Genomic DNA, 17,050 nt, shown 5'->3' on the forward strand with positions numbered 1-17,050 from the left:
GTACCGAGTAGGCTGTACGCCATGGTCGAGTCGAGCACTTTTGTCATCGTCGGTGGTGGGCTAGCTGGCGCGAAAGCAGCAGAAGCTTTGCGCGACAAGGGTTTTGATGGTCGAATTGTTCTGTTGTGTGAAGAACGGCATCTTCCGTACGAGCGCCCGCCGCTGTCGAAGGAGTTTCTGGCCGGGAAGAAGTCGCTGGCCGACTTCACCGTGCATGATTCCGACTGGTACCGCGACCACGACGTCGACCTACGACTCGGTGTGCCTGTGTCGTCGGTGGATCCGGCCGGCCACACCGTCGGGCTGTCGGATGACACCACGGTCCGATACGACAAGCTGCTGCTGGCCACCGGGTCACGTTCGCGGCGCCTGCCGATAACGGGATCCGATGCTGGCGGCGTGTACCATCTGCGGACATTCGACGATGGCTCGGCGCTGGATTCTGTTCTGTCCGAGGGGACTTCGTTGGCTATTGTTGGAGCCGGCTGGATCGGTCTGGAGGTGGCCGCCAGCGCTCGTCAGCGTGGCGTGAACGTCACCGTGGTCGAGACCGCCAAACAACCGCTGATGGCCGCGCTCGGTGAAGAAGTCGGCGAAGTATTCGCCGCGTTGCATCGCGACCACGGCGTGGATCTTCGGTTGCAGGCGCAGGTGGACGAGATTTCCACCACGGACGGTGCGGCCACCGGGCTGCTTCTCCGCGACGGGTCGACGATCCGCGCCGACGCCGTGTTGGTGGCCGTTGGTGCGCAACCCAACGTTGAGCTGGCCGAGCGGGCCGGATTGGCGACGGGTGACGGCGGGGTGCTGGTGGACGCGTCGTTGCGCACCAGCGATCCCGACATCTACGCCGTCGGCGACATCGCCGCCGCCGAGCATCCGCTGTTGGGTACCCGGATCCGCACCGAGCACTGGGCGAATGCGCTCAAACAGCCGGCGGTGGCCGCGGCCGGCATGCTGGGCGAGACGAGTGAATACGCCGAGCTGCCCTACTTCTTCACCGATCAGTACGACCTGGGCATGGAGTATGTCGGCCACGCGCCCGACTATGCGCGGGTGGTGTTTCGCGGCGATGTGGCCGCCCGCGAGTTCGTCGCCTTCTGGCTCGACGACGGCGGGCGGGTGCTGGCCGGGATGAACGTCAACATCTGGGATGTGCTCGACGATGTCAAAGCTCTGGTCCGGTCCCGGGCTCCGGTGGAGACAGCGAAGCTGACCGATCCGAAGGTGCCGCTGGGCGAACTTGTTTGACCTGCCGCTCAGCCGGATGTCTCGGGGTTCACCGGAGTCCAGGCCCCATCGATGATCGGGGGTAGGCGTAGCCCCTGGAGGCGTTCCCGCTCGGCGCGTCGGCGTTTGATCCGCAACCGGGCGTCGGCCGGCATGGTGAGCACCTCGTCGCACGTCAGGTAGTACACGTCGTCGACCGCGTCGATGAGTTCCGCCGAAACGCGCCGAGACCCGAGCTCTCGCAACACCATCCGCAGTTCGTGGGTGAACCGCATGGTGGTGTCGTATGCCAGTTCGCGGGAGGCGCGGGCGTTGGCCGCCGCACGTTCAGCCAGCCTGCCCCCCTCCGGTGACGCCGGCTCGGCGGGTGGTTTTGCCGCAGCATCTGCGGCGGCGACGAGCAAGGCAGCCGGGTCGTCGCCGAACACGCGGTTGGCTAATTCGACCTCCCCGGGTCCGCGGTGCCCGATCCGGGCCAGGGCATCCTCGAAAGCCCGCGCCACATAGGTAGACAACGCGCGAATGCCGTCGAGGTCGCCGTCGCCGGCCAGGGTGCGCAGGCGCTGATCACGCCTTCGCAACAGCGCTGCTAACGCGGCGATCTCGGTTGCCACCTGGTGGCTGTCCAGCAGCGCGTCAACCCCGGATACCGCGACATGGGCGCGGGCATGCTCCAGGGTCGCCGCCGCAATCCCGGCGTCGATCACCCACAGCGCGGTCAGACCCCAGCCCTGCTGAATTCGGTTGCGCAGCAAGTCGGCTCGTATCTCCAGCTGGGCGTCTGACATTGCGGCCAAACGCTCGGCATCGAGGTGCTCGACCGGGGCGGCCGCGTGGTAGCTGCGAGTGTCGCTCTTCAAGTGCCGCAACATGGCCACCGCGCGAGCACCGACAATCGCTTTGGCGGCCGAACCCAACACCCCTGCCGCCAACGGCGGACGCCCCAGCGGAAACAGGCTCAGCGACGACGGATCGTCGCCGAGCGCCCGCTCGGCGACGGCGTGTTCGTCCCAACCGGGCAGCTGAGCGGCGGCCAGCACACTGACCGACACCCCGACATAAGGTCGATGCCCGAACACCGCAACGGCCCGGCTCGCCCACTCACCGTCGGCGACACTGCCCAACATCATTGCCTCGCCCAGGACCCGGCTGGCTGCGCGAAGTCCGGCCAGCTGGACATCGAGCGTTATCGGTGTCAGCGGACCCGGCAACGGCTGGCTCAGCCCGGTGGCGCTGAAGACGGGGAACCGCGGATCAATCCGGTCATCGAACTCGCCCTCGAGCCCGTCGGGTGCGGCGCATTGCAACGCGGTGCCGTCGGACGGCTGCAATCGCGGCACGGGTTCCAGCGGCAACGGCCGATGTCCGGGTAGGTCCACGGCACCGCTGGGCTCCAGTTTGCGCCCGGTGAGCCCGCGCGCGGTATCGGCGACCGCCTCGGTGGCGCGCCAGCCGAATTCGAAGATCCAATCCTCTTGCAGCGCAGAGGTATCCAACTCTGGAGCCAAGTCTGTCCAGCAGTGCAGCCGAGAAAAGCGGGGGGCCAACGGCAACAGCCGCCGTGCCGTGAGCACGTGGGTGGTGTCCAACGTCGCGAGGTCAACCGAGCCGCCGCGATTGGTGGCCACCGCGAGGACGAGGAAACGGATCAAATCATCGACGTGCAACAAGCGCAGCGGCCGCGACGACGGCTTGGCACGCAGCAGCGTGGCCACCGTGCGGCACACCATCCAGTCCAGCTGGCGGCCCACGGGCGGCGCGATCCGGACGATCAGGCTGGGCGTCCATGCGCTGGACACCAGTGCTTCCGCCTGACGGTACAGCTCAGGGTCGCCGCAGGCCGGGGATACGAACAACAGGCGGGCACCCGCTCGCGCGGCGGCGTCGCTCACGTGCACGACGCCCTGGATGCCGGCGCCGCCAGGCGCGCCGGTCTCGACCGGGGCCAGATGGATGAGGGCGTCGGCGTCGTCGGCCAGCTCCTGCAGCACCGGGTCGTCGAGCGGCGCCTGCACGAAGGCCACGTCGGGATCCAAACTGTCGTGCGGGTAGTCCGCTATGCCGGTAACGGCATGTCCCGCGGCCACCAGCCGCCGCGCCAGCAACCGGCCGACAACACCGGTGATCCCGGTGACCAGGATCCGCATGCGCGTCACCTCCCCCGGTGTCTATCTCGACAATAGGCACGCCGCGCGGCTTCGCGCTGCAGTTTGACACACATGTCAAACATCGCGAGCACGGCTTGGCGGAGGCAAGACGATGCGGCTACCGCAATGTCGCGGTGCCGTCTGCGTTAACCGCCACCTTGGCCCCGGCGATGTCCTCCCGCACCGTCGCAGCCGCACTGGCCGGATCCGCGATCACGGCCAAGGTGCGTGACTCGTCAGGTGTGCGCACCGCCAGGAAGACCTTTTCGGGCTGGCCCTCGCGGCTAAACGGCGTGGTCCACGACTCGACGGTGCCCACGCCTTCCCACTCGACCACCGCCCGCCGGGTGGGTTCCTGATCGACCACAGGTTGCATGTCCTGCCAACGGAATTCGGTAGTCGGCGGCTCGGTTCCGTAGACGCCAAAACTGTGTTTGGTCAAATAGCCGCCGTTGGCGGTGATCAGCCCACGGCGTCCCGGGTTGGCGATCAACAATTCGGCCATGGTGGCCACAGAGTGGGTGACGTAGTTGCTCCACGGGCCGCCGGCGAACGTCAGGCCGCCGGTCACGGTCAGTGGCCGCGTCGGGTCGTCCACCGGCAGCCCCAGTTCGGCCGCCGCGATCTGCACCGCGGACGGGAAGCAGGAGTAGAGGTCGACATAGTCGATGTCGTCGACGCCGATCCCGGCCAGTTCGAGCGCACGCGTGCCGGCGAGCCGGATCGCCGGTGAGCGGTGCAGCTCGGCCCGCTCGGAGATCGCGTAGGTGTCGTGGGCGTCGGTGCCTGCATACGGGTAAACCCAGCGCTCGACCGGGATTTTCAGCCGGGTCGCCGCCTCCGCTGATGCCAAGACGAGTGCAGCCGCCTGGTCGACCATATTGTTGGAGTTCATCAGTTTGGTGTAGGGCCAGCTGATCATCCGGTTTTCCGGGCTGGAACGCCAAATATCCTCGGCAGCAATGGGTTTGCGAATCCAGGCATGTGGATTGTTCACTGCGACGGCATTGAACCGCGCCCACAGCTCCCCGATGCGTCTGCGGTGGTCCGGCATCGGTTCGCCGTTGCTGATCCGCAGCGCTTGCTCGAATAGGGGGTACACATACGCCGGCCGGTCCAGCTTGATGCGCTCTTCGGCCTGCCCGGCCATCGGCACATGGTCGTCAGCGCCTTGGGGAATCGGAACTGATTCGTCTTGCTGGGTCCAGACAAGTTTGCGGCCAGCGGCTTTCAGTTGCATCCGGGTGCGCCAGGTTTCACCGCCCGTGATCAGTACCACGTCGGCGCGCCCGTCCTGGATGTCGAGGCAGGCCTGGTTGACCAGCGACTGCGGCACGTTGCCGCCCACACCGCTGTAGCGGGTGGCGGCATCGTCGGCGCCGATCCGCTGACCCAGCAACAGCCCGGGGTCGCGGTATCGCGCCGACAGCAGGTTCACCACGCGGATGGCGTCGACGGCTTCGAGGACGCGCGGCTCGGCGGCCTGCCGCGCGGCGGCGGCCATCAAGTCGACAGGTTCGACGTCGGTGCATTCTTCGCGGTGGTTGACTTGGCCGTAGCCGACCAGCACCGGTGTTCGTGGATCGACGGGCACGCCCGCCAGCCTAAGGCCGGGCCGCAGCCGGTCGGCGACTGGCCGGCCCGGCGTGCGGCATCCGCCGACTATCGGGACAATCGGGCGAATGAGCTTCGACACGTCGACGCGTGCAGTCCTTGCCGACGACGAAGTTGCCCGGGTCGACGCCTATTGGCGCGCCGCCAACTACTTGTCCGTCGGGCAGATCTACCTGCTGGACAACCCGCTGCTGGCCGAACCGCTGGCACCGGAGCACATCAAGCCCCGTCTGCTGGGGCACTGGGGCACCACCCCCGGACTGAACCTGATCTACGCGCACCTGAACCGGATCATCCGCGACCGCGACGTCAACGTCATCTACATCACCGGTCCCGGCCACGGCGGGCCCGGTCTGGTGGCCAACGCCTACCTGGAAGGCACCTACAGCGAGGTATATCCGGGCATCGAGCAGAACGCCGAAGGGTTGCGAAAGCTGTTCCGGCAGTTCTCTTTTCCGGGCGGCATTCCCAGCCATGTGGCAGCGCAGACGCCCGGCTCGATTCACGAGGGCGGCGAATTGGGTTACGCGCTGGTACACGCCTACGGTGCGGCGTTCGACAACCCTGACTTGGTGGTGGCCTGCGTGGTCGGCGACGGCGAGGCCGAAACGGGGCCGCTGGCCGCCAGCTGGCACTCGAACAAATTCCTCAACCCCGCCTGCGACGGCGCGGTGTTGCCGATTCTGCATCTCAACGGCTACAAGATCGCCAATCCGACTGTGCTGGCGCGCATGCCGCACACCGAGCTGGAGTCGCTACTGCGCGGCTACGGCTACCGGCCGATCACCGTCACCGGTGACGAGCCGACCAACGTGCACCAACAGCTGGCGGCGGCCTTCGATGAGGCCTTCGACGCCATCGCGGATATTCAGCATGCGGCGCGCACCGGTGGCGGCGCCTCGCGGCCGGTGTGGCCGATGATCGTGTTGCGCACCCCCAAGGGGTGGACTGGTCCCAAGGCGGTCGACGGGGAGCAGGTCGAGGGCACCTGGCGTTCGCATCAGGTTCCACTCGCCCAGACCCGTGACAATCCCGAGCATCGCGCGCAGCTTGAGGAATGGCTCCGCAGCTACCGGCCACACGAGTTGTTCGACGCCAACGGCGCGCTCCGTGCCGAGCTGCGGGCCATGGCGCCCAGCGGAAATCGGCGGATGAGTGCCAACCCGCACGCCAACGGCGGGCTGCTGTTGCGCGACCTGGACCTGCCCGACTTTCGCGACTACGCGGTGGACGTCACGCGGCCGGCCACCGAGACCCACGAGGCCACCAAGGTGCTGGGCACGTTCCTGCGCGACGTGATCGCCCGCAACCCTGACCGGTTCCGGTTGATGGGGCCCGACGAGACGGCCTCCAACCGGTTGTCGGCCGTCTACGAAACCACCGACAAGGTGTGGCTCTCGGAGATCCTGCCCGTCGATGATCATCTCGCGGGGCGCGGGCGCGTCATGGAGGTGTTGTCTGAGCATCTTTGCCAAGGCTGGCTGGAAGGCTATCTGTTGACCGGCCGGCACGGGTTGTTCAACTGCTACGAGGCGTTCGTGCACATCGTCGACTCGATGGTCAACCAGCACGCCAAATGGCTGTCGGTCAGCCGCGAGCTGGTGTGGCGGGCCCCGATCGCCTCGCTGAACTACCTTTTGACCTCGCACGTGTGGCGACAGGACCACAACGGCGCGTCCCACCAAGATCCCGGCTTCATCGACCTGGTCGCCAACAAGCGACCCGAGGTGGTGCGGGTTTACCTGCCACCGGACGCCAACACGCTGCTGTCGGTGGCCGACCACTGCCTGCGCAGCCGCGACTATGTCAACGTGATCGTGGCCGGCAAGCAACCTGCGCTGGCGTACCTGGACATGGAATCGGCCATCGCCCATTGCACTCGGGGGCTGGGGATTTGGCAGTGGGCCAGCACCGCGGCGGGCGAACCGGACGTGGTGCTGGCCTGCGCGGGCGACATCCCGACGCTGGAGACGCTGGCCGCCGCCGACATCCTGCGCCGTGAGCTGCCCGACCTGGCGGTGCGGGTGGTCAACGTCGTCGACATCATGCGGCTGCAGCCGGAAAACGAGCATCCACATGGTTTGCCGGACAACGAGTTTGACGCGTTGTTCACCCGCGACAAACCGGTCATCTTCGGCTACCACGGCTACCCGTGGCTGATCCACCGGCTCACCTACCGGCGCACCAATCACGCTCACCTGCACGTACGCGGCTACAATGAGCGCGGCACGACGACGACACCGTTCGACATGGTGATGCTCAACGACTTGGACCGGTTCCATTTGGTGATGGACGTCATCGACCGTGTCGACGGGCTGGGCTCCCGCGCAGCGGTCCTGCGTCAGCGCATGGCCGACGCCAGGTTGGCGTCGCGCCGCTATACCCGCGAGCACGGCGAAGATGACCCGCAGATCGCTGGGTGGACATGGGGGGATGACGCGAGACTGCGGTGAGGGCTGTGCTTCGGCCGCCAACCACGACCGTGGTGACAATCTCACCAAACAGTCGGGAGGTACGGCGCGGGTAAACTTGCGCAGTGCTCGACGCGACCGTTGCCGCCGACACCCACCACCCGCTCGCCGTGCAGCTCTCGGCGCTGCACCGGTTTCGGGCCTATCTCGACGTCGCAGTCGTCGTGGTTGTTTTGGCCCTGACCAACCTGATTGCGCATTTCACCACAAGCTGGGCGAGTGTGGCTACCGTCCCGGCCGCGGCCGCGGGGCTGGTGATCCTGTTGCGGGCCAACGGCTTGGGTTGGTCCGAGCTGGGGCTGGGCCGCGAGCACTGGAAATCCGGGATGGGTTATGCGCTGGCGGCGGTCAGTGTCGTGGTGTCGGTGATCGCGGTGGGTGTATTGCTGCCGGCGACTCGGCCGATGTTTATGAACAACCACTACGCGACGATTTCCGGCGCGTTGACCGCGTCGATGATCATCATTCCGCTGCAAACCGTCATACCCGAGGAGCTGGCTTTCCGCGGTGTGCTGCACGGGGCACTGAACCGGGCCTGGGGGTTTCGCGGTGTCGCCGTGGGGGGCTCGTTGCTGTTCGGGTTGTGGCACATCGCGACGTCGCTGGGGCTGACGAGCAGCAATGTCGGGTTCAGTCGCCTGTTCGGCGGCGGGTTGGGCGGCATGTTTGCCGGGGTGACCGTGGCGGTCGTCGCGACCGCGGCAGCGGGGTTCGTGTTCAGCTGGCTGCGCCGGCGCAGCGGCAGCTTGATCGCACCGATCGCCCTGCACTGGTCGTGCAATGGATTGGGTGCCTTAGCCGCCGCCCTCGTCTGGCAGCTGTCCACCTGAGGCGGGTCTACACCAGCAGCACCGCGGCTCCGGCAATGCGGCCGGCGCTGAGATCCGACAATGCTCGATCAGCTTGTGCGAGCGGATATTCCGGCGTAGTTACCGCGATGTGATGACGTCCGGCGAACTCCAGAAATGCGCGCGCGTCACTGCGGGTGTTGGAGGTAACCGAACGGATCTGGCGTTCCTGGAACAGATGGCGCTGGTAGTTGAGCGTGGGGATATCGCTGAGGTGGATCCCGGCGATCGCCAATGTGCCACCACGATCCAATGCCTGCAGGGCCGGCAGCACCAGATCGCCGACCGGGGCGAACAGGATGGCCGCATCCAGCGGCACCGGCGGGGGGTCGGCGGCGCCTTGTGCCGAAGCGGCGCCCAGTTCCAACGCAAGTTCCCGGGCGCGTGCGCCGCGTGTCATCACATGGACTTCGGCGCCTTGTGCCAGCGCGACCTGAGCGGTGATGTGGGCGCTGCCGCCGAAGCCGTAGAGCCCCAGGCGGCCACCGGGTGGCAGTTCGGCACGTAGCAATGCGCGATAGCCGATGATGCCGGCGCACAACAGCGGGGCAAGTTCGGTGTCGCTGTAGCCGCTGGGCAGTGCGTGAGCGTAAGCCGCTGGGACAGTGGCGAACTCGGCGTAACCGCCGTCGGCGTCCCAACCGGTGTAGCGCGACTCCGGGCACAAGTTTTCGTTGCCCCGGCGACAGTATTTGCATACCCCGCAGGTGTGCCGCAGCCATGCAATCCCGACCCGGTCCCCCACCGCGAACGTGTCTTTGGCGTCGGACCCGACCTCGACAACCTCCCCCACCACCTCGTGCCCCGGTGTCACATGTTTGCGGTGCACGGGAAGATCACCCTCAGCGACGTGCAAGTCGGTGCGGCATACCCCGCACGCATGCACGGCCACCAGCAGTTCGGCCGGCCCCGGCTGCGGCACCTCGGTGGTAACGCACTCCAGCGGACCCGTTTCCATCGGCCCGGGATGGCGGACCCGCCACGCGCGCATCGTCGTGGTGGTCGGCGCTGATGCCATTACTCCATGATGCCGCGGTGCGCCGATTGGCCAACGGGGCAGGGCGGCAGAGTTTCCGGCGAGGCTACAAAGTTCGTGTGCGTGACGTGACGAGCTTGTAGATCACCAGCAAGATCACCGCGCCGATCAGCGCGCCGAGAAACGAATGTTTGATCGGTGGGTGAATATCGAAGTGGTGCGGCGCGAACACCATGCTGCCCAGCGTGCCGCCGACGTAGCTACCCGCTATGCCGAGCAGCGCTGTTGCGATCCAGCCCATGGGCTGTCTGCCGGGCACGATAAGTCGCGCGATGAAGCCGACAATGAGACCGAGGATGATCATCCAGATGATGTGCAGGACCACGACCCGCTCCTTCGAGTTCTGGTAGCCACGCCCGCGGAATGCCGGCCCGGTGCAGGCATCGCCGGTCGATGTATCGCGTCAGCCTAACCGTTCCGGTGCTGACGTGGGTGCGGTCGGTGTAACTGCAGCTGCCGTACGTCCCGCAATGCATGGTGAAGAGCAACGGCAAGCCGATGGACGCGTTGCACACCAGGCCGGCTGCGACCGCCGGTGGGCGCGCCGCCGCAGCCGCAGCGACGCTTCGCTGCCGAAGTGCGGCGCCGCGGCCGAGGTCGTCGGTTCCAGCGCTGGCGCAGCCGCCATCTAAGGTGACTTGGGCATGCCTCACGTCTGGGACGGCACCGCGTATTTCGTCACCAGCAACCCCTTGTACAGCTTTCCGGCGTCGGTCCTCGGCAGCGCCGCCTCGAACACGATCGACCGGGGGCATTTGAAGTGTGCCATCCGTTGGCGCAGCCACTCGATCAATTCCGCGGCCAGGCCGTCGCCGGCCACAGACGGATCGGACAATTGCACCGCGGCCATGACCGACTGCCCCATCACGTCGTCAGGAACGCCGAACACGGCCGCGTCGACGACGAGAGGGTGCGACACCAGCTCGTTCTCCACCTCCTGCGGATAGATGTTGACCCCGCCGGAGATGATCATGTGGTCGCGCCGGTCGACAAGGTAAAGGTAACCGTCCTCGTCGACGTAGCCGACGTCGCCGACAGTGACCCAGCCTTCAGCCGTGCGCGTCGCGGCGGTCTTCTGCCGGTCGTTGAGGTACTCGAACGGATACCCGCCCTCGTAGTAGATCTCCCCGACCTGACCGGGCGGCAACTCCACCCCGTGCTCGTCGAGGATGTGCGGCACGCCCAGCATCGGTCGGCCCACCGAACCCGGATGCTCCAGCCAGTCCTCGGCCCGGATGAACGAGATGCCCGCGCCCTCGCTCGACCCGTAGTATTCATCGACGATCGGCCCCCACCAGTCGATCATCTGGCGCTTGATCTGGGGTGGGCACGGTGCCGCGGAATGGACGACACGCTGCAGGCTGGACAGGTCGTAGCGCCGTCGCGTCGCCTCGGGCAGCCGCAACATCCTGACGAACATCGTCGGCACGAACTGGGCATGGGTGACGCCGTAGCGCTGTATGCACGCCAGCGCCTCCTCGGCGTCGAACCGCTCCATCATGACGACCGTGGCGCCAACGGACTGCGCGGCCATCGTCCACATGGCCGGCGCGGTGTGGTAGGTCGGCGCGGGGCTCAGGTACACCGAGCCGGCGGAAACCCCGAGCGCGTCGAACACCGGTGTCGTCATCGCGGCAGCGGGGACAGTGGGAGCCAGCGGCCGGCGGATGCCCTTCGGCCGGCCCGTGCTGCCCGCCGAGTACTGCAGAAGTTGTCCCGCGCACTCCTCGGCAACCGGGCGCGACGGTTGCCTGGCCACACAGTCCGGATAGCGCCGCCAGCCCGCCACTACGCCGCCGGCCATCAGTGCCGTAGCGGGCAGTCCGCGCGGAATCGCACCGGCGAGGTGCTCGCATGTGGCGCGCATCGCTTGTGACGAGATCACCGCCTTAGCGCCGCTGTCCGCCACGATGTAGGCGACCTCCGACACCGACAGATGCGTGTTGATCACCGTGTAGTACAGGCCGATTCGGCGCGCCGCCCACATCGCCGCGTGGATGTGCTCGTTGTTCTCCATCAGGATCGCGACGGTGTCGCCAACCGTCAGGCCTTCGGCACGCAGGTAGTGTGCGAGCCGGTTGGCGCGCTCGTCAAGCTCGGCGAACGTCACGACTGTGCCCGAAGGGTGCAGCACCACAGCCGGTTTCGCCGGGTTCATGGCCGATACGACCAAGGCCGGTCCCACCTGTCGACAACCGCGACCTCCCCCAGCGGCTTTCGCCGCACCGACTTGTGCCGTCCCCGCGGCCAGCCCATCGTGACCAGCGCCGCGATCAGCCACTCGTCGGGAATGCCGACCAGTTCCCGCAGCCGGTCCTCACAAAGGCTGTGCCACAACGTGATCGCAGCGCCGAGGCCCTGAGCACGGGCGGCCAGCAGCAGGTTCTGCACCGCGGGGAACACCGATCCCCCCTGCTGCAGATCGGACGCCCCAGCCTGCGGCTGCACGCAGAACAGCACGAGGACCGGTGCTGCGCCGCCGCGGTGCATGTGCTCGGCCATCGCCCGCAGGACCCGCGACCTGGGGTCGTGGGCGTCTGGTTCGGGCGGGGACACGCCGTAAAACTCCGTGAGCCTTTCCCACGCTTGGCGGGCGGCGGCGGTGACGACCGCTCGCACCTCGTCGGACCGCAGCACCACGAAGCGCCACGGCTGCTGGTTGGCACCCGACGGTGCCCAGCTCGCCGCACGCAGACATCTGTCCAGCGTCGCATCGTCGACCGGGTCGTCGCGGTATCGGCGCACCGCGGTGGCGGTGCTCATCACCGTCCACAGGTCGTCCGAGGTACGGGGCCCGCAGGCACCGCTCATACCGGCGCCGTTCCGGGTAGCACCCCGCGCCAGGTCCCGCCTCGAACGGGCCCGGTGACCAGCGGGAGATCCAGGGTGGACAGCACGCCGGGCGGCGCCGCGAGCACCGCGGGGATCGCGTTGAGTTCACGCATGACAGTCGCATAGGTCAGGCCGCGCATGCTGCTGCCCCGGCCGTGCATCTCGATATCGACCGTGTAGGTCGGCAGCCCGTCGACGATCACCCGGTACCCGCCGTGCGGCGACGGATGCCGCGGCCAGTCCGGCGCCGCCCGCGCGCCCATCCGGGTGATGTGCTCGAGGACCACCCGCTCCTCGTCGTCGACGATGCCCGCCAACTTGAAGCGCATCGCACCCACCGTGCCGGGCTCGATCCAGCCGGAGGCCACCGCGTATCGCCGGGACGCCAGCCACGTGTCGATCGTCGTGTCTACCCGGTCCAGCGGCAGCCCGACGCCATCGGCAACGAGGTGGACGATCGGCGCCCACAGCGCAGCCAGTCGCTCGGTGTCGAACAACGGTGCCGGATGGCCGGGCGGATGACCGAATCCCATGAAGTCGAACATGATCTCGGGTTGGTTGATCGGGCCGTAGTCGAGGATCTCCAGCATCGTGATGGTGTCGACACGGCTGCTGAACCCGGTCATGGTCAACGCGATCACGTCGTTCGCCCAGCCCGGATCGACCCCACTGTTGAAGAAGCTGGTACCGCCCGCTTCGCACGCGGCCGCAATGAGCTCTCTCGTCTCCTTGTCCGCGGCAGGTGGATAGCACATCGGCACCAGCGAGGTACACACCACGTTCTTGCCAGCACGCAGGCAGCGTGCGATGTCGTGGGCCGCGTCGCGGTAGCGGTAGTCGCCCGAGGCGAAGTAGGCCACTACGTCGGCATCGATGGCCAGCGCAGCGTCGATGTCGCGGCTCGCGATGATCCCCGTCGCGGCCATCCCACACAGGGCACCGGCGTCCTTGCCCTCCTTGGCCTCAGCGTGCACGACGACGCCCGCCAGGTCCAGTCCCGGGTGCGCGATCAGCGCGCGCAGAGCGCCGACACCCACCTGCCCGGGTCCCCAGAGGATCACCCGCGGGTTGCGTTCAGTCATGTGCACCCTTTCCGTCCGGTCACCGGTAGGCCTATGAGAACATATCTTCTCGTCTTTAGATAATGCTATTGCCGCAGCGAAAGGACCATCAGAAACGTGAGCGATTACAGGTTCCTGAAGTGGGAGGTGTTCGACGACGGCCAGATCGTGCGGATCTCGCTGAACCGTCCCGAGCAGCGCAACGCGCAAAACCGCGGCATGTTGGTCGAACTCGACGAGGCGTTCGCCCGCGCCGAGGCCGACGACACCGTCCGGGTCGTCATTTTGGCCGGCGAGGGCCCGATGTTCTCCTCAGGCCACGACATTGGCTCCAAGCAGGCCCGTGAAGAGTTCTCCCCGGGCCCCGGGCAGCATCCGACAGCGGCGATCAACGGCGGCACCCGGGAGGGCGCGGAGAAGATCATGCTGCAGGAGTGGCACTACTTCTTCCAGAACAACCTGCGCTGGCGCAACCTCCGTAAGATCACGATCGCCCAGGTGCACGGCGACGTGTTCTCGGCGGGGCTGATGCTGATCTGGGCCTGCGACCTGATCGTCGGCAGCGAAGAGGTGCGCTTCGCCGACGTGGTCGGAACTCGGCTGGGCATGTGCGGCATGGAGTACTTCGGGCATCCGTGGGAGTTCGGTCCGCGTCGCACCAAGGAGCTGATGCTCACCGGCGACGCGATCGGTATCGAGGAGGCCTACCGGCTCGGCATGGTGAGCAAGATCTTCAAGCGCGAGGAACTCGCCGAGCGCACAGTGGAGTTCGCACGCCGTATCGCTACCGTGCCGACCATGGCGGCACTGTTGATCAAGGAGTCGGTGAACCAGTCCGTCGACAACATGGGCTTCTATAACGCCCTGCAGGCCTGCTTCTCGCTGCACCAGCTGAACCACGCCCACTGGGTCGGGGTACGTGACGACAAGCGCGCGACCGCGGGCGAGGAACAGGGCGTACCCAACTGGCGCGCCGCACCCCCGGTCGTTGCGGCGGTCAAAGACCAGGTGCGAGCCGACGCGTGACACCAACCGCGCAGCAAACCCCGCAACCCATGCGGGTAACCATCCCGGGTCACCTGTTCGGCCACCTTCCGTTCTACGACGTGCTCGACACCGACGACACCGTGGTGCTGGACCTGCACAACCGGGCGGATCTGGTCAACATCCGGGGCGCGCTGCAGGGTGGCCTCGTCGCGACCCTTGTCGACGTCGCAGGCGGGAGGCTGGCGATCAAGCACGTCGCAGCGGGCGCGACCGCGGGTACCGCGGACATGTCGATCCACTTTCTCGCGCCGATCGTCGAGGGGCCGGCGCGCGCGACCGCCACCGTGGTGCGTGCGGGCAAACGGCTGATCGTCGTCGCCGTCGACGTCGTCGACCTGACCGCAGACCGGTTGGCTGCCCGGGCCACCCTCACGTTCGCGGTGATGGAGCCGCGGGACGGGGGTCAGCCGGCCACGGTGCCGTAGCGGGCGTCGGCGACGCGGTCGAGCGCGACGGCGGGCTCGCCGTACACCATGGCCCAGCCGCGGACCCGGCGGTAGTACAGCTGGATGTCGCCCTCCATCCCGAACCCGTAGCCGCCATGCACGTGCAGGCTGCGCTGCGTCGCATCGCGCGCGGTCTCCGAAGCGAACGCGAACGCCATCGCCGCCAGTTCCTTGACCCGGTGCGGCTCGTCGACGAACGCGCACGCCGCTTCCAGCGCCAGCAGCCGCGCGCCGTCGGCGGCGGTGGCGCTGTCGGCCAGCGGGTGCGACACCGCTTGGAAGGATCCGATCGCGACGCCGAACGCATGTCGCTGCTTGGCGTAGTCGACGGCCAGCTCAACGGCCCGCTTTGCGGCACCGGCGAGCGCGGTGGCGGTCAGCGCGAGCCAGAGATCCAACGCGTCATCGAACCGCCGCTGCGCTTCGTCGCCCTCGGCCAACACCTCGGCGTCGCAGCCTACCGGCACGTCGGCCAACGGGAGCGAGCCCAGGTTTCGCACCGGCCGCCGGTCGCCGCCGACCAATGCCGCGACGAGGCGCGTGCCGTCCAGGCCCACGACGACGTCGGCCACCGCTCCCGCCGGCGCCAGGCTGAAGATGCCGTTCCGCGCGGGCCGAGGAGCGAACGCCACCAGCCGCTCACCGGTCAGCGCCGCCTGCAACAGCTCGGCGCGAGCGTCCCCGCACCGTCCGAGCAGTCGCGCGGCGACCTGCGCCTCAATCACCGGCGCGGATGCGATCGCGCGGCCGTATTGCTCCGCGACCAGGGCTAATTCGAGTTCAGTCGCGCCCCATCCGCCCGCGGCTTCGGTGACGGCCATGTCCACGGCGCCGGTCTCTAGCAGCGCCCGCCACAGTCGCGGGTCGAACCCTGTGGGCTCGGCGGCCCGTACTCGTTGGGTCGACGACTCGCGCGCGTACATCGCCGCGAACGAGTCCACGAGCTGACGTTGTTCGCCCGATAGGCTCAGGTCCACGATTACAAACAGGCCTCATTGTAGGCGGATATAATTACTCTCAGTAATCGAGAGTATCATTATCGCAATTGCTGCCTGAATGCGTATCAGCGACAGATTGGTTCGAATCCATGCATTTTCGGCTCGACGCCGACACCGTGGCTTTCCGCGACGCGGTTCGTGATCACCTCGCCAACGTGATGACACCCGAGTTCGAGGAGCAGATCTACCGCAGCGGCGTCGCCCATGACGACGGCTTCGCCAAGGGGCTGGTGAACCAGGGTTACTTCGCCCCGAGCTGGCCCGCCGAGTATGGGGGGGCAGAACCGCGACCGGTGGGCCGAGCAGGTGCTCCAAGAGGAGCTCATGCGGGCGGACGCGCCGATGTATCTGTCGGAGACCACGCGCATGGTGGCGTCGATCATTCGCGCGGTCGGCACACCGGAGATGAAGGACCGTATCCTTGGTGGCGCGATGAAGGGTGACATCACCATCGCGTTGGGCTTCACCGAACCCGAATGCGGCTCGGATGTGGCGGCGGCGACGACGCGCGCCGTACGCGACGGCGACCAGTGGGTTATCAACGGTTCCAAGATGTTCACCACTAACGGCCACATCGCCGATTACGTGTTCCTGTTGGCGCGCACGGATCCGGACAAGCCCAAGCACAAGGGCCTGACCATGTTCCTGGTCCCCCTTGACTCCCCAGGGGTCGAAGCGCAAGCGGTGTGGACGCTTTCGGGCGAACGCACCAACATCACGTTCTACAGCGATGTCCGCATCGGCGACGAGTGGCGTATCGGCGAGGTCGACGGCGGCTGGCAGGTGCTCGGCATGTCGCTGCAGGACGAACACGCGTCGGGCTGGGGCCCCGCACATCTCCCGGTTGCTGCATCACGTCGAGCAGTGGGCCGCCAACACCCTCGCCGAGGATGGGGCACCACAGCTCAGCAAGACCGACGTGCGCCGGCGGATCGCCAGAGTCGCAATGGAAGACGAGGTGTCGAGGCTGTTGCAGCGCCGGTGCGTCTGGATGACCGAACAGGGGCAGGTCCCGGTGGCGGAAGGGCCGATGTCGAAGGTATTCAGCACCGAAGCGCTGGTGCGCGCCAGCCAGGACATGGTCGAACTGGTGGGACCCGACGCGATGCGCAGCTACTTCGAGCCGACGGCGCCGCAGGACGGGCGCTTCGAACACCTGATGCGGTTCTCGTTGGGTACCACCATCTACGCGGGCACCAGCGAGGTGCAGCGCTCCATCATCGCCCAGCGCGGGCTGGGGCTGCCCCGGTAGCTTTCTGGGCCCGCGGGTGCCGGGCCCGCGTACTTTGGCTTATCCCCGCTGTTTAGCTACCCATGCAT

Annotated in this window: 14 protein-coding genes and 1 pseudogene; 7 read left to right on the forward strand and 8 right to left on the reverse strand. The window is 67.2% G+C overall.

Translation table 11 applies throughout. From position 1 onward, the window contains the following. The first annotated feature begins 21 nt into the window (after positions 1-21). Positions 22-1,251, forward strand: a complete 1,230-nt coding sequence (locus tag MHEC_RS11285; RefSeq protein ID WP_048890990.1) for an NAD(P)/FAD-dependent oxidoreductase — start codon at positions 22-24, stop codon at positions 1,249-1,251. Between the two features lie 8 nt (positions 1,252-1,259). Here MHEC_RS11285 and MHEC_RS11290 read toward each other — a convergent pair whose 3' ends face one another. Together MHEC_RS11290 and MHEC_RS11295 are read right to left on the reverse strand one after the other, a co-directional pair. Further along, positions 1,260-3,377, reverse strand: coding sequence for an NAD-dependent epimerase/dehydratase family protein (locus MHEC_RS11290; RefSeq protein WP_048890991.1), 2,118 nt, complete (start codon positions 3,375-3,377; stop codon positions 1,260-1,262). 118 nt (positions 3,378-3,495) lie between these two features. Beyond that, positions 3,496-4,971, reverse strand: a complete 1,476-nt coding sequence (locus MHEC_RS11295) for an acetyl-CoA acetyltransferase (RefSeq protein WP_048891058.1) — start codon at positions 4,969-4,971, stop codon at positions 3,496-3,498. A gap of 88 nt (positions 4,972-5,059) precedes the next feature. Here MHEC_RS11295 and MHEC_RS11300 point away from each other — a divergent pair, with 88 nt between their 5' ends. Beyond that, positions 5,060-7,444 carry a phosphoketolase family protein gene (locus tag MHEC_RS11300; RefSeq protein WP_048890992.1) on the forward strand — a complete coding sequence of 795 codons (2,385 nt, stop codon included), beginning with the start codon at positions 5,060-5,062 and terminating at the stop codon, positions 7,442-7,444. An 83-nt stretch (positions 7,445-7,527) separates the two neighbouring features. After that, positions 7,528-8,292, forward strand: a complete 765-nt coding sequence (locus MHEC_RS11305) for a CPBP family intramembrane glutamic endopeptidase (RefSeq protein WP_048890993.1) — start codon at positions 7,528-7,530, stop codon at positions 8,290-8,292. A 7-nt stretch (positions 8,293-8,299) separates the two neighbouring features. Here MHEC_RS11305 and MHEC_RS11310 read toward each other — a convergent pair whose 3' ends face one another. The 5 genes from MHEC_RS11310 to MHEC_RS11330 form a co-directional block, all read right to left on the reverse strand. Then, a complete protein-coding gene (locus MHEC_RS11310) occupies positions 8,300-9,328 on the reverse strand; it encodes a zinc-binding alcohol dehydrogenase family protein (protein WP_048890994.1) in 1,029 nt (342 codons plus the stop codon). 64 nt (positions 9,329-9,392) lie between these two features. Next, a complete protein-coding gene (locus MHEC_RS11315) occupies positions 9,393-9,671 on the reverse strand; it encodes a GlsB/YeaQ/YmgE family stress response membrane protein (RefSeq protein WP_048890995.1) in 279 nt (92 codons plus the stop codon). Between the two features lie 324 nt (positions 9,672-9,995). Further along, positions 9,996-11,504, reverse strand: a complete 1,509-nt coding sequence (gene fadD4 / locus MHEC_RS11320) for a fatty-acid--CoA ligase FadD4 (RefSeq protein ID WP_048890996.1) — start codon at positions 11,502-11,504, stop codon at positions 9,996-9,998. Then, entirely contained in the window at positions 11,501-12,157 is a 657-nt protein-coding gene (locus MHEC_RS11325; protein WP_235434775.1) for a nitroreductase family protein, read from the reverse strand. Before MHEC_RS11325 ends, fadD4 begins: the two co-directional genes overlap by 4 nt. Then, a complete protein-coding gene (locus MHEC_RS11330) occupies positions 12,154-13,239 on the reverse strand; it encodes an NAD(P)H-dependent amine dehydrogenase family protein (protein ID WP_048891060.1) in 1,086 nt (361 codons plus the stop codon). Before MHEC_RS11330 ends, MHEC_RS11325 begins: the two co-directional genes overlap by 4 nt. Positions 13,240-13,356: 117 nt before the next feature. Between MHEC_RS11330 and MHEC_RS11335 the strand changes: the two genes are divergently transcribed. Then, positions 13,357-14,265, forward strand: coding sequence for an enoyl-CoA hydratase (locus MHEC_RS11335; protein ID WP_048890997.1), 909 nt, complete (start codon positions 13,357-13,359; stop codon positions 14,263-14,265). Between the two features lie 29 nt (positions 14,266-14,294). Beyond that, complete coding sequence (locus MHEC_RS11340; protein WP_048890998.1) at positions 14,295-14,711, forward strand: PaaI family thioesterase; 417 nt, start codon at positions 14,295-14,297, stop codon at positions 14,709-14,711. On the opposite strand, the gene MHEC_RS11345 is transcribed toward MHEC_RS11340, so the two are convergent. Then, positions 14,690-15,709, reverse strand: coding sequence for an acyl-CoA dehydrogenase family protein (locus MHEC_RS11345; protein WP_099868979.1), 1,020 nt, complete (start codon positions 15,707-15,709; stop codon positions 14,690-14,692). The genes MHEC_RS11340 and MHEC_RS11345 overlap by 22 nt on opposite strands. 291 nt (positions 15,710-16,000) lie before the next feature. Here MHEC_RS11345 and MHEC_RS25010 point away from each other — a divergent pair. Together MHEC_RS25010 and MHEC_RS25015 are read left to right on the forward strand one after the other, a co-directional pair. Further along, positions 16,001-16,387: pseudogene (locus MHEC_RS25010) on the forward strand (acyl-CoA dehydrogenase family protein); the annotation flags it as partial. 187 nt (positions 16,388-16,574) lie between these two features. Continuing rightward, positions 16,575-16,982, forward strand: a complete 408-nt coding sequence (locus MHEC_RS25015) for an acyl-CoA dehydrogenase family protein (RefSeq protein ID WP_236591483.1) — start codon at positions 16,575-16,577, stop codon at positions 16,980-16,982. Positions 16,983-17,050 lie beyond the last annotated feature (68 nt).

Source organism: Mycobacterium heckeshornense, from assembly GCF_016592155.1.
GTDB lineage: Bacteria > Actinomycetota > Actinomycetes > Mycobacteriales > Mycobacteriaceae > Mycobacterium > Mycobacterium heckeshornense.

What these genes read in the sequence shown, in the direction of transcription:
- MHEC_RS11285 (WP_048890990.1), top strand. Translation starts at nt 22, where the DNA reads ATGGTCGAGTCGAGCACTTTTGTCATCGTCGGTGGTGGGCTAGCTGGC.
- MHEC_RS11290 (WP_048890991.1), bottom strand. Translation starts at nt 3,377, where the DNA reads ATGCGGATCCTGGTCACCGGGATCACCGGTGTTGTCGGCCGGTTGCTG.
- MHEC_RS11300 (WP_048890992.1), top strand. Translation starts at nt 5,060, where the DNA reads ATGAGCTTCGACACGTCGACGCGTGCAGTCCTTGCCGACGACGAAGTT.
- MHEC_RS11310 (WP_048890994.1), bottom strand. Translation starts at nt 9,328, where the DNA reads ATGGCATCAGCGCCGACCACCACGACGATGCGCGCGTGGCGGGTCCGC.
- fadD4 (WP_048890996.1), bottom strand. Translation starts at nt 11,504, where the DNA reads ATGAACCCGGCGAAACCGGCTGTGGTGCTGCACCCTTCGGGCACAGTC.
- MHEC_RS11325 (WP_235434775.1), bottom strand. Translation starts at nt 12,157, where the DNA reads ATGAGCGGTGCCTGCGGGCCCCGTACCTCGGACGACCTGTGGACGGTG.
- MHEC_RS11340 (WP_048890998.1), top strand. Translation starts at nt 14,295, where the DNA reads ATGCGGGTAACCATCCCGGGTCACCTGTTCGGCCACCTTCCGTTCTAC.